The sequence below is a fragment of the Streptomyces sp. NPDC090025 genome (genome assembly GCF_044748125.1).
GTDB lineage: Bacteria > Actinomycetota > Actinomycetes > Streptomycetales > Streptomycetaceae > Streptomyces.
The window spans coordinates 507840-519786 of the sequence record NZ_JBIVFL010000003.1; the positions used below are offsets into that span (position 1 = coordinate 507840).

At 72.7% G+C, this 11947-nt stretch carries 12 protein-coding genes, 1 other RNA gene and 1 pseudogene; 6 read left to right on the forward strand and 8 right to left on the reverse strand.

Annotated features, from left to right (window positions below):
* Nucleotides 1–13 precede the first annotated feature (13 nt).
* From ACIPXM_RS11610 to ACIPXM_RS11620, 3 genes are all read right to left on the reverse strand, one after another.
* A complete protein-coding gene (locus ACIPXM_RS11610) occupies nucleotides 14–310 on the reverse strand; it encodes a hypothetical protein (protein ID WP_401654564.1) in 297 nt (98 codons plus the stop codon).
* Between the two features lie 169 nt (nucleotides 311–479).
* Nucleotides 480–833, reverse strand: a complete 354-nt coding sequence (locus tag ACIPXM_RS11615) for a hypothetical protein (RefSeq protein ID WP_401654806.1) — start codon at nucleotides 831–833, stop codon at nucleotides 480–482.
* Nucleotides 834–849: 16 nt separating this feature from the next.
* A complete protein-coding gene (locus ACIPXM_RS11620) occupies nucleotides 850–2106 on the reverse strand; it encodes a helix-turn-helix transcriptional regulator (RefSeq protein WP_401654566.1) in 1257 nt (418 codons plus the stop codon).
* Between the two features lie 320 nt (nucleotides 2107–2426).
* On the opposite strand from ACIPXM_RS11620, the pseudogene ACIPXM_RS11625 reads away from it, so the two are divergent.
* Both ACIPXM_RS11625 and tgmC read left to right on the forward strand, forming a co-directional pair.
* Nucleotides 2427–3026: pseudogene (locus ACIPXM_RS11625) on the forward strand (ATP-grasp ribosomal peptide maturase); the annotation flags it as partial.
* Entirely contained in the window at nucleotides 3023–4186 is a 1164-nt protein-coding gene (tgmC, locus tag ACIPXM_RS11630) for an ATP-grasp peptide maturase system methyltransferase (protein WP_401654568.1), read from the forward strand. The pseudogene ACIPXM_RS11625 and the gene tgmC, both read left to right, overlap by 4 nt.
* A 77-nt stretch (nucleotides 4187–4263) precedes the next feature.
* Here tgmC and rnpB read toward each other — a convergent pair.
* Nucleotides 4264–4662: RNase P RNA component class A (rnpB, locus tag ACIPXM_RS11635), an RNA gene on the reverse strand.
* 28 nt (nucleotides 4663–4690) lie between these two features.
* Nucleotides 4691–5269: a Uma2 family endonuclease gene (locus tag ACIPXM_RS11640; RefSeq protein WP_401654570.1), complete on the reverse strand. Its 579-nt coding sequence runs from the start codon at nucleotides 5267–5269 to the stop codon at nucleotides 4691–4693.
* 197 nt (nucleotides 5270–5466) lie between these two features.
* On the opposite strand from ACIPXM_RS11640, the gene ACIPXM_RS11645 reads away from it, so the two are divergent.
* Both ACIPXM_RS11645 and ACIPXM_RS11650 read left to right on the forward strand, forming a co-directional pair.
* Entirely contained in the window at nucleotides 5467–6207 is a 741-nt protein-coding gene (locus ACIPXM_RS11645; protein WP_401654572.1) for a MerR family transcriptional regulator, read from the forward strand.
* Nucleotides 6204–7070: a hypothetical protein gene (locus tag ACIPXM_RS11650; protein ID WP_401654574.1), complete on the forward strand. Its 867-nt coding sequence runs from the start codon at nucleotides 6204–6206 to the stop codon at nucleotides 7068–7070. The genes ACIPXM_RS11645 and ACIPXM_RS11650 overlap by 4 nt, the downstream gene beginning before the upstream one ends.
* On the opposite strand, the gene ACIPXM_RS11655 is transcribed toward ACIPXM_RS11650, so the two are convergent.
* The gene (locus ACIPXM_RS11655) at nucleotides 7015–8490 is read right to left on the reverse strand and encodes an RNB domain-containing ribonuclease (protein ID WP_401654576.1); all 1476 of its coding nucleotides are present in this window, start codon (nucleotides 8488–8490) and stop codon (nucleotides 7015–7017) included. The two genes, ACIPXM_RS11650 and ACIPXM_RS11655, sit on opposite strands and share 56 nt — an antisense overlap.
* 241 nt (nucleotides 8491–8731) lie before the next feature.
* Between ACIPXM_RS11655 and yaaA the strand changes: the two genes are divergently transcribed.
* The gene (gene yaaA, locus ACIPXM_RS11660; protein ID WP_401654578.1) at nucleotides 8732–9499 is read left to right on the forward strand and encodes a peroxide stress protein YaaA; all 768 of its coding nucleotides are present in this window, start codon (nucleotides 8732–8734) and stop codon (nucleotides 9497–9499) included.
* A 74-nt stretch (nucleotides 9500–9573) separates the two neighbouring features.
* Nucleotides 9574–10200, forward strand: a complete 627-nt coding sequence (gene eda / locus ACIPXM_RS11665) for a bifunctional 4-hydroxy-2-oxoglutarate aldolase/2-dehydro-3-deoxy-phosphogluconate aldolase (protein ID WP_401654580.1) — start codon at nucleotides 9574–9576, stop codon at nucleotides 10198–10200.
* A gap of 7 nt (nucleotides 10201–10207) precedes the next feature.
* On the opposite strand, the gene ACIPXM_RS11670 is transcribed toward eda, so the two are convergent.
* Both ACIPXM_RS11670 and ACIPXM_RS11675 read right to left on the reverse strand, forming a co-directional pair.
* The gene (locus tag ACIPXM_RS11670) at nucleotides 10208–10894 is read right to left on the reverse strand and encodes a TMEM175 family protein (RefSeq protein WP_401654582.1); all 687 of its coding nucleotides are present in this window, start codon (nucleotides 10892–10894) and stop codon (nucleotides 10208–10210) included.
* Between the two features lie 165 nt (nucleotides 10895–11059).
* Entirely contained in the window at nucleotides 11060–11893 is an 834-nt protein-coding gene (locus ACIPXM_RS11675; RefSeq protein WP_401654584.1) for a GNAT family N-acetyltransferase, read from the reverse strand.
* Nucleotides 11894–11947 lie beyond the last annotated feature (54 nt).

Here is an 11947-nt window from a genome sequence, read left to right on the forward strand (position 1 = left end):
CGCGGCGGAGGGGTCAGGCGGGGCGGGTGTGCCGGGGGTGGCCGTCGTCGATCATGCGGGCGTCGGCCAGCGCGAAGACGGGGAACCCAAGGGTGTGGAACAGGTGCTTCCGGGCCCGCACGACGTCCCGGACACCCGTCACGTCCTCGATCAGCTCGCGGGCGTAGTACAGGGCTCCGCCGACGAGCACGTACCACTCGCCTTCAAGGGTGACGGTCTGATGCGCGGGGATCCGACGGGCGGCGGCCGCCTCGATCTCCTCACGGGTGGCGCTCTCGACACTGCGCGGCAGACCGCTGAAGGTGGTCACGGATCCCCCTCGGATCAACACGTCGTGGAACGCGTGCATCGTAGCGACGGGCGGACTGCGTGAACGTACGGGGATGCCGCCTCCGCGGCTACGTCGATGGCCACGCGACAAGGCACCCCCGCCCGGATCCGCCTGCACCGGACGGGGACGCCGCCACACCTGAGATCGATCAGACGGTCCGCTCGATACGTTCGAAGATGTCCGCGTCCGTCTCCCGCTGCCAGACCGGCAGGTCGGACCAGTCGGCGACATATCCGGGCTTCGGGTCCTCGAAGTGCCTGAACATCTGAGCCGTCCAGCAGATCGCGACAAACCGGCCCTTCTGCTCCCGGGTGAGCCGCGCCGCATGCCCGCCGCTGACCCCGATGAAGTCGCGCACCTGCCCGTACACGGCGGCGGCGGCTTCGCGCTCCCACTCCGGCGTCTCGTCCCACGGCGTGACGTAGCCGGGCTTGGGCTCGCCGGGATAGTGCTTGTTCACACCGTCGATCCACGCCTCGCGGAAGATCCGGCCGTCGTTCATGCGCGTGCCCCTCTCGTCATGCGGTGCGCGGAAGCGCCGCGATTCGGTGATCAAGAGTCGAGACTCGGTCATCGGACATCAGCGGGGCAAGACGCCCTCGAAGCCCGTCCAGCTTCTTGCCGATGAATCCCGAGTGGGACCGGTCGGCCAGACCGAGAGCCTGCTCCGCGTAGTGCACAACCTGGTCGATGTCCAGCCTGTGCACCCCGAGCACGGCGAGGTCGCTCAGAACGGCGGCGCGGCGACGCAACGACAGAGGCTGGGCAAGGGCTGCGGTGAGCGCTTCCTCGGCGAGGTCAGGGCGGCCCAGTTGGAGGTAGCAGGCCCCTCTCTCCTCCGCCAGGCGGGAGCCGTCGAAGCGGAGCCAGCCGCCGTTGCCGGAATGAGCGCCGTCGAGGGTGTGCACTTTCTCGGCTTCGTCAAGAGCCCGGTTGCACGCGTCGAGATCGCCCACGGCCGCGTACGCCTGCGCTTGGACGGCCGCGACCCAGTGGCGGGTGGAGAGAGCTCCGTCGCCCCTCCGCGCGATGCGGGAAGCGGCCGAGGGCAGGGGCTGAGCAGCGTGCGCGCGGCGTGCGTACAGCTCGACGTACGCGTGGCGGGTCATGGCACAGGCCCACAGGTCGTGGTCTCCACCGGCGTGGGCCGCGTTGGCGGCCAGGGTGTAGCACTGCGCGGCGTCCGTGTACCGGTTGGCGTCGAAGAACAGCTCGCCGACGAGCTGGTAGACGTCGGCCGCCATCCGACACAATCGGGACCGCTCCACAGCGGTACGGGACTCGGTGAGTCCCTTCGTCATCACATCGAGCTGCGCGCGCACCGCAGGGAAGACGACCTGCTTGGCGTCCGACAGCGCGTAGACCTGCCAGAGACTGCGGTGCAGGGCATCGCCCGTCTCCAGGAGTGACGGCACCACCCGCCCTCTGGCGGCCTCACCGGGATCGGGAAGAGCGATCAGCGCACCCGTGACGGCGAGCAGACCCAGGACTTCGCGACGCTTCATGTCGTCATCATCACCATGGAGGAGGAGTGGAGCAGCGGAGGTACCGGCTGTCTCAACCGACCGTTCGTCGGAGAGAAGGGCTTCCAGCTCGGAGAGGGTCACTCCCAACAGCTCAGCGATCGCCGGCCGTTGGTGGGGACGCGGGGTGGCGCGACCACTTTCCCAACGGACCACGGTGGACGCGGCCACCGAGAGCGCTTCTGCGAATTCCTCCTGAGAGTAACCCCGTGCCACGCGCCGTTCCGCAAGGTGCTCACGCCTCGACGTCATAGGTCTCCCTTCACGAGAACCCTTTCATGCACTCGTGCCCGCCACGCACCAACGCCCGGGAAACGCCTGGGGATTGCGCGAGGTCCGCTCTGGGAGAAGGTAACGGATCGTCGTTCACTGGTCGCACGCCGCTCGACCGCGCGCCCCTGAGTCGCCCGCGGGCCGCAGATCGCCGTCCGCGCCCCTGGCGCAGGCCGATTCCCGCACCACGTCCTTCAACCCAAGGAGTCTCATGACCGCCTCTGTCGCACTCCCCTTCCCCACGCGGCCGTGGGGTGCGGGCCGACTCGCGCCCTACCCGACGGCCATCCGCCTGCCCCCCCCTGCGCGTTGCCGCCGCCGACTACAAACCCGCGCAGCTCGCTCTTGCCCAGCAGCTCGGTTTCACCATCCCGTCCACCCTTGTCACCAACGACCCGGTCGAGGCACGCGAGTTCGTCCACGCCCAGGGGCAGGCGATCTTCAAGACGCTGCGATGGACCCCCTACACGCGTGACGGCGTGCCGGTGACGGGATGGGCCGCCCCCGTCAACGCCGAGGAGATCGACGAGAGCGTTCGGGTCGCGCCCCATCTGTTCCAGGCTCGCGTGGACAAGGCCGCCGACGTTCGCGTACTGCTCGTAGGTCGGCATACGTTCGCCGTACGCATCGACTCCGACCTCCTGGACTGGCGCAAGGATTACAGCGCCCTGACCTACACCGTGAAGCACCTGCCCGACCGGGTGGTCAGGGGGCTGCACGCCTACCTGGACCAGCTGGATCTGGTATCGGGAAGCTTCGACCTCGCGGTCGACCGTGCAGGGGACTACTGGTGGCTGGAACTGAATCCCAACGGACAGTGGGGGTGGTTGGAGACCGAGACCGGCCTCCCGATGTCCGCTGCCTTCGCCGACATACTCGCACAAGGAGATCACCGATGACCGATCCGGCATCCGAGCGACACCGCATGGCGAAAGCGCTCGCGAACGAAGGCGTCCTGAAATCGCCCTGGCTGTGTGCGGCCGTCGAGGCCGTCCCCCGCGAGCGGTTCCTCCACCCGGGAGTGTTCCTGGACGAGGGGCGGGCCTGGCGGCCCGTCACCGCCGCAGGCATGGATCCGGACGAGTGGCTGAAGACCGCGTACAGCGTCGACACCCTCACCACCCAGCTCGACGGCCACCTCACCGCCGACCAGACCGACGAACCCGTCGCGGGCGTGCCCACGTCATCCTCGACCGACCCGGCCACCGTCGTCGGCATGATCGAGGCGCTTGACCTCGCGACGGGCCACCGGGTCCTGGAGATCGGTACGGGCACCGGCTACTCCACCGCCCTGATGTGCCACTACCTCGGCGAGGACGACGTTGCCACGGTCGAGGTCGACGCACAGGTGGCCGCACGCGCCGATACCGCCCTCGAAGCCGTCGGCTTCTCGACGTGGACGGTGACGGGTGACGGGCTCCTCGGCCACCCGTACCGAGCGCCGTACGACCGGGTCATCGCCACCTGCGCGGTCCGCCGCATCCCGTACGCGTGGATCAGGCAGACGAGACCCGGGGGCGTCGTCCTCGGCACGGTCGGCTCGTGGCCGTGGGGAACCGGCCTCGCGAAGCTAGCGGTCGGCGAGGACGGCACCGCCGAGGGCTCGATCATCGGGCGCTCCTCCTTCATGCAGGCGCGGGCCCAGGCAGTGGCCCCCGTGGCGGGCGATCTCTCCGCCCGGACCGCGTACGCCGACAGCGAGCGACACGTTCTGGTGTCCCCCCTCGTCCTCGAGGAATGGATGCCCGCCTTCCTTGCTCAGTTGGCGGCGCCCGGCGCCCAGTTCGTCCGCGCGACGAACGGCGACGGCTCACCGCTGCGGTACCTGTTCGATCCGGAGCGGGAGTCGTTCGCCGAGTTCCTCGTCGACGGCGAGAACTGGACCGTCCGCCAAGGCGGCCCGGTGGCCCTGTGGGACGACGTGGAACGTTCGCTCGTCGCCTGGCAGGACGCCGGGACACCGGAGATCGACTCCGTACGACTCCGTGTGACGCCCGCGTCCCACCGGTACTGGATCGACCAGGCGCCGTCCCTGCGCTGGGAGCACCGGATCACCTGACCAGGGGCGAACGCCGGTCGACCCGGCACAAGAAAAGGCTCCTGATCTGCGAAAACGCAGGTCAGGAGCCTGAGGGGCAGACGAGCTGGGCTGTACGCCGGGTTCTGTACCCCGGGACCTCGCGGTCGTCGGGGTGACGGCCATCCATCTAGGACCGGCGTTGCCGCCGGTCTCGTGCGGTCTACCCGCGAACTCGGGCGGGCAGCCCTCGAACGTCCGCGCAGAGACACCGAGGTGTCCCCTTTTGACCTTGCTCCGAGTGGGGTTTACCTAGCCGCCTGAGTCACCTCAGGCGCTGGTGGTCTCTTACACCACCGTTTCACCCTTACCGAGGACCGAGGTCCCCGGCGGTCTGTTTTCTGTGGCACTGTCCCGCGGGTCACCCCGGGTGGCCGTTAGCCACCACCCTGCCCTGTGGAGCCCGGACGTTCCTCGGGAGGATCCGAAGACCCCCACGCGGCCGCCCGCCCGGCTCGTCTGCCGTGTCGACCATGGTACCCGCTGTCAGAGCAGGTCCTCCGTCACGAGGTCGAAGCCGAAGGGCCCGGGCAGGGCGACGGACTTGCCGAACGGCACCCGGTGCGCCTCGCGGTAGTCGCCGTCCGCCGGGTCGGTGAAGAGAGTCACGGCCGCGTCGTCCCGGTCGACCAGGAGGTGGAGAGGGATGCCGCCGCGGGCGTAGCAGCGGCGCTTGACGTCACGGTCCCGGTGCGGGCGGGTGGAGGTGACCTCCAGGACGAGGGCGACGCCGTCGCAGGGCATCCAGGAGTCGGCCCCCCGGAAGAGTGCGAGGTGTTCCGGGGCGAAGGTCGCGTCCGGGATGACATGGTCCCGGGGAGCCCCGGGGACCTCCTTCAGTGTCAGCCCCTTGTTCCCCGAGACGTCCATCGCCGTCCCCGCGTTCCGGAGCACCTGCTTGATGATGCGGCTGATGCAGTGCTCATGGTCCCCGTCCGGCGGCGGCGTCACGACGATCTCCCCTTCGATCAGCTCCGCCCTGAAGCCCTCCGGCGTCTGAAGCGCCAGAAAACCCTCCAGCAGGATGTCCTCCCGCGTGAGTGGTTCGTGCGGCATGGCAGTCATGCCGTGATCGTCGGACATCGGGCACCCGCCGTCCCTGGGATCGATCGTCGTTCCCCCGATCGTGGCACAGGACCTCGCCGCGGCGCCGCAGGTCCGCGCCGACCGCCCGGGCCCCACGGCCACGGCCACCGCTGCCGCCACCGCTGCCGCCGCACTCCGCTTGACCTTGTCGCAGCGTCAAGGTTTCTACTGGACCCATGCGAATCGGCGAGCTCGCCGCCCTCGTCGGGGTCACCCCGCGGGCCGTGCGGCACTACCACCGGATGGGGCTGCTGCCCGAGCCCGAGCGGCGGGCCAACGGGTACCGGGAGTACGGGATCCGGGATGCCGTACTCCTCGCGCGGATCCGGCGGCTGGCCGAGCTGGGGCTCGGGCTCGACGAGGTCGGGGACGTGCTCGCCGATGACGCCGGGCGGGAGCTGGTCGAGGTCCTGGAGGAGCTCGACGAGGACCTGGGGCGGCAGGAGCGGGTGATCCGGGAGCGGCGGGCGCGGCTCGCCGAGCTGCTGGCCGAGGCCCGGGAGGGGCGGCTCGCGGCCGAGGGGCCGGTGTCGCCCGAGCTGGCCGGGCTGCTCGCCGACCTCGGGGACCTCGGCGAACTCGCCGCCTCCCCCGTCGCCGTCAAGGACCGTGAGCTGCTCACCCTCCTCGACACCATCGTCGCCCCGGAGGAGCGGGCCCGGCTCATGGACCTGATGCGCGGGTCCGCCCCGCACGCCCCCGAGCTCTACGCCCGGCTCGACGCCCTCGCCGAGCTCTCCCCCGAGGACCCCGCCGTCGCCGAGACGGCCGCCGCGCTCGCCGCCGTACTGCCCGACGAGGTCGGCGTCGAGGTCCCCGACAACGGTCTCGCCGACGTCTTCTTCGAGGGCCTCGCCCCCGCCCAGACCGCCGCCGTCCACCAGGCGCTGCGGATCGTCGCGGAGCGCGCCCGATGAGCCGCGTCGGGCCCGGACCCGGCCCCGGACCCGGACAGCGGGCGCGGATCTGGGGCGCGTACGCCCTGCTGCCCGCCGAACTCGTCCTCGTCGGCTGCCTCGCCGCCGGTGTCCGCGTCCCGCCGCCCGTCCTCGCCGGCGCCGAACTCGCCGTCGCCCTGCTGCTCCTCGCGCACGGCCTCGCCTTCCGCCGGCTCCGGCGGCGCGGGCACACCGCCCGCCAGGCGCTCGACGCCCTGCTCCCGGCGCCCGTCCTCGCCCTCGTCGGGCACGAGCTGCGGCTGCTCGCGAGTCTCGGCCGCTGGATCGCCCGGCGCCCCGACCGGGGCGGCCCCGGGACGCTCGCCTTCCCGCACGCCCGCGACCAGGCGGCCCTGATGTACGGCTTCACCTTCGTCTGCGTCGTCGAGACGGCCGGCATGGCGTACCTGCTCTCGGCCTGGCCGGTGGTCCACGCGATCGTCCTCGTCCTCGACGTCTACACCGTCCTTTTCGTGCTCGGCCTGCACGCCGCCTCCGCCACCCGCCCGCACCTGCTCACCGCCGACACCCTCCGGGTGCGCCAGGCCGCCCACGTCGACGTCCTCGTACCGCTCGACCGGATCGCCGCCGTCCGGCACGAGTCGCTGTTCACCCACGAGAAGCGGGACGGCGAGCTGAACCTGCCGGTCGGCTCGCAGACCACCGTCACCCTGGAGCTGACCGAGCCGGTCGACGCGCCCCGGCTGTTCGGCCCGCCCCGGCCCGTACGCACCGTCCGGGTGCACGCCGACGACTCCCGCGCCCTGTACAAGGAGCTGAGCGCCCTCACGCGGGAGCGAACAGCACCTTCGCCCGTCCCGGATCCGCCTGCGTCAGTCTGACCCGCAGCCACTCCCCCAGCGGCAGCCGCGCCGTCCCGCCCTCGATCCGGGCGACCACCGCCGGATCGTCCAGATGGACGGTGCCGACCGCCGGTTCGCGGTCCTTGACGTCGATCACGTACGCGTCGAACAGCTCCCCGATCCGCCCGCTGAGCAGCGCCGCCTCCACGATGTCGACGGACTCCCGCTCGACCGTGTTGGCCCGGCGCGACCCGCCGGCCATCTCGTCGGGCAGGGCGGGCAGTGCGGCCCGTACCCACTCCGGCGGCTCCTGCCCGGCCACCGCCGCCACGCACAGCTCCCCGGCGTACCGGTCGACGAGCCGCCGCAGCGGCGCCGTGCAGTGGGTGTACTCGTCGGCGACGGCCGCGTGCACCGCCGGGTCCGGCACGTCGCCGTCGGTGAAGACGGTGTACCCGGCGCCGCGCAGCAGCGTCGTGCACTCCTGCAGGAACGCCGCCTGCCGCGGATCGTTCGGGTCGGCCGAGCGGACCACGTCGGCGTACGAGACATGGTGCGGCCAGTCCACGCCGAGCGCCTGCGCGGAGCGGCGCAGCCGGGCCACGGCGCCGTCCGGAGCGGTGGGAAGGGTGCGCAGGATGCCGGTGCCCGCCGCGGTCATCAGGTCGGCGGCGGCCATGCCGGTGAGCAGCGAGATCTGGGCGTTCCAGCCGTCGGCGGGCAGCGGGGCGCGGTAGGCGAGGCGGTAGGTGTGGTCGTGCTCGACGATCTCCTGCTCGGGCACGTTGAGCGAGATCCCGCCACGTTCGGCCTCCAGTTTCTCCCGCAGCAGGCCGATCTCGCGGAGCAGCGCGAGGGGTTCCTCGGCGGTGCCGGTGTCGATCCGCCGCTGCACGCCCGCGTAGTCGAGTTTCGCCCGGCTGCGGACCATCGCCCGGCGCACGTCGGTGGCGACCCGGCGCCCCTCGGCGTCGAGGTCGATCCGCCACAGCAGCGCGGGGCGCGGCTCGCCGGGCAGCAGGCTGGCGGCGCCCTCGGACAGCAGGGTGGGGTGCAGCGGCACCTTGCCGTCGGGGAAGTAGAGGGTGAGGACCCGGCGGTGGGCCTCGGCGTCGAGGGCGCCGCCGGGGGTGACGAACGCGGCGACGTCGGCGATGGCGTACTGCACGCGGTAGCCGCCACCGGCCCGGCGGGCGAGGTGCATCGCCTGGTCGAGGTCGGTGGAGGTGGGCGGGTCGATCGTGAAGAACGGCAGGTCGGTGGCGTCGAGCCCGGGCAGCCGTGGCGCCTTGGCCGCGGCCTCCGCCTCGGCGTGCACGTCGGCCGGGAAGCCGTCCCGGCCCCCGTCCGCCGGGCCCTCGGGCACCTCGGGGACTCCCAGCTCGGTCCGGAGGGCGCGCAGCGCGGCCCGCAGGGGCGCCTCGGCTGCGCCGGTCACATGGATGTGGCGGCGGGGCATGGACCGAGCGTATGGCGGGCGGGCGGCCGCGGCATGTCGTAGGTGCAGGGGGCCGGGTCGGGTACGGGTCGGGTCCGGTACGGGGTGGGGTGGCGGCTCCCGTACGGGTCGGGCGCCCGGTCCGGTACGGGTCCGGGTCGCCGGTCGCGCGGGGTGCGGCGGTCCTGGGGCGGGGGCGGGACCTCGTACGCTGGAGCGCTGGGGCCGCACCCCCACCCCTGACGTACGAAGGAGAACCGCCGTGCTCGTCCTGTTGCCGCCGTCCGAAGGCAAGGCGTCCTCGGGCCGCGGGGCGCCGCTGAAGCCGGAGTCGCTGTCGTTGCCCGGGCTCGCCGAGGCGCGGGCGGCGGTGTTCGACGAGCTGGTCGAGCTGTGCCTCGGGAACGAGGAGAAGGCGCGCGAGGTGCTCGGCCTGAGCGAGGGGCTGCGCGGCGAGGTCGCGAAGAACGCCGAGCTGCGGACGGCCGGCGCGCGGCCCGCCGGGGAGATCTACACCGGTGTGCTGTACGACGCGCTGGGCCTGGCCACGCTCGACGCCACGGCGCGGCGGCGGGCGGCGCGTTCGCTGCTGGTGTTCTCGGGGCTGTGGGGCGCGGTGCGGGTGACCGACCGGATCCCGTCGTACCGCTGCTCGATGGGTGTGAAGCTGCCGGGCCTCGGCGCGCTCGGCACCCACTGGCGCGGGGCGATGGCGGCGGTGCTGCCGGAGGCGGCGGGCAGCGGTCTGGTCCTGGACCTGCGGTCGGCGGCGTACGCGGCGGCCTGGAAGCCGAAGGGCGAGCTGGCGGCCCGTACGGCCACGGTGCGGGTGCTGCACGCGCCGACCCGGAAGGTGGTCAGCCACTTCAACAAGGCGACGAAGGGCCGGATCGTCCGCAGCCTCCTTGAGGCGGGGGCGGTGCCGGGGGACGTGGCGGAGCTGGTGACGGCGCTGCGGGACCTGGGCCACGTGGTGGAGGAGAGCGGGAAGCCGGGCGCGCTGGACGTGCTCGTGGACGAGATCCACTAGGACCCCCACCAGGGCGCATTGCATCCTGCGCAACGCTCGTTGCACGTTCCGCTTGCCGTCGGCAGGATGGGCGTATGACGAGCGTGCTTGACCTTGCCCACCCCGCCCCCGTCGTCCCCGTCGTCGTGATCGACGACGCCGCCGACGCCGTACCGCTGGCCCGCGCCCTGGTGGCCGGCGGCCTCCCGGCGATCGAGGTGACCCTGCGCACCCCGGCGGCCCTCGACGCGATACGCGCGATCGCCGACGCCGTCCCCGACGCCGTGGTCGGCGCGGGCACGGTCGTCACGGCGGCGGGCGTCGCCGACGCGGTCGCGGCCGGGTCCCGGTTCCTGGTGAGCCCGGGCTGGACGGAGGGGCTGCTCGACGCGATGCGCGGGTCGGGCGTGCCGTTCCTGCCCGGCGTGTCGACGACCTCGGAGGTCGTGGCGCTGCTCGAACAGGGCGTCACGGAGATGAAGTTCTTCCCGGCGGAGGCCGCGGGCGGCGTCCCGTACCTCAAGTCCCTCGCGGGCCCCCTCCCGCAGGCCCGCTTCTGCCCCACCGGCGGCATCTCCCTCGCCTCGGCCCCCGGCTATCTGTCCCTGCCCAACGTCTCGGTCGTCGGCGGCACCTGGATGCTGCCCCCGGACGCCCTGGCGGCGCGGGACTGGGCCCGGGTGGAGGCGCTTGCGCGCGAGGCGGCGGCGTTGCGCGGCTGACCGCTGGTCACCCGGCCGAGGTACGGCGCTGGACGCGGCGCGCCACGGCCAGCACCAGCGGCACCGTGAGCCAGCACACGTACGCGCCGGGGCCCCGCAGCAGGAACGCAATCGGGATGGACACCCCGAACACGGCAGCCAGGCAGACGCTCCGCACCAGGTTCTCCACGAACACCCGGGGCGGGGCGTCCGGCCGGTGGAGGTGCGCGTGCCGGATCTCCCGGATGATCAGCGCGAACGACGTGCAGGCCAGGACCTGGACGAGCGCGTACAGGCTGAACCGCGGTGCGAAGGCGCTGTCGGAGGTGATCACCCGGGTCGCGAACGGCATCATGACCTGTAGGAACAGCCAGGCCATGGTGAGCGAGGTCAGCCGGCTGGTCAGCGTGGACACGTACCGGAAGACCTCGTGGTGGGCGCGCCAATGGGCGGCGATCACCACGAAGCTGACCCCGAAGGCCAGGTACTCCTTGCCGTGGTCGGCGACCGAGTCGAACACCGCACGGGTGGTGTCGCCGGACGGGACGGGAAGGTCGAGCGCGAGAAGGGTCAGCGCGATCGCGACCGTCGCGTCGACGAACGCCATGAGCCGGTCGGCGGCGCGCGCCCCCGCCGCGCCGGTCCCGTCGTCGGCCTCGGGTCCGGCGGGTCCGGCGGGTCCGGCAGGTCCGGCAGGTCCGGTCTGGGTCGTCATGGCGAGGAACAACTCCCTGTGGCTCGGGCGCCCGTTCCCGTCGTCCGGGTCCGGGGAGGGTGGCCGGCGGGCGCCGGGTCTCACGGCCAGGACGATCATGACGGTCGGAAGGGCCCGAACGGCCGGAACGAGGGCCCCGTGGACGACGAGTCGTCGCCCCCGGCGTCAGACCAGGGTGTCCGGGACGGCGGCGAGGTGGTCGCGCACGGGGCGGTAGCCGAGGCGTTGGTAGAGGGCGTTGCTGGTGGGGTTGGCCAGGTCGGTGAAGAGGAGGACCTGGGTGGCGCCCGCCGTGCGGGCGGCCCGGCTGACGGCGGCCGTCACGGCGCCCCCGTAGCCACGGGCGCGGTGGGCGGGTGGGGTGTAGACCGGTGAGACCCGGGCCTGGCCCGCCTCCGTACGGGAGACGCTCGCCATCGCGACGGGCTCGCCCGCCACCTCCCAGAGGTGGAGCAGCCCCTCGTCGACGCGGGCCCGGACGTTGGCCGAGTGGTCGGCGTCGGGATCCTCCCCGATGTCCGCCGCGAACGCCCGCATCCAGTCGAGTACGAGCGGGACGTCCGCCGCCGTCGCGAGCCGGGCGCCCCCGGGCGGGCCCGGCTCCTCGGGGGTCAGCTCGCCGAGCCGGTACAGCCGCATCCGCCGCGTGACCCGCCACGCGCGCCCGCTGCCGAGCCCGTACGCCTCGACGGCCGCCGCCTCGCCCCGTACCTCTCTCACCTCCGGAATCACCTCCGGAATCGTCTCCGGCGTCACGGCCGCGAGCAGCCGCGCCGCCTCGTCGTCCATCGCGCCGAGGACGAGCATTCCTCCGGCCGTCACCAGACAGACCCCGCTCACCTCACCGGCAGCACGCTCGTGCGCGAACCAGCCGCGTCTGCCGTCCCCGCGCAGCATCGTCAGCAGCACCGTGTTCCGCGCGGGGTCGGCGGCGAGAGCGGTGTGCGCGGCCTGCGGCAGCGCGGTGGGGTCGTCGGTGAAGTGCCAGGCCCGGTTCATGGGGCGATGGTGGTACGGGGCGGGTGGCGGGGCCAGCGGATTTCGGCCCGGTTT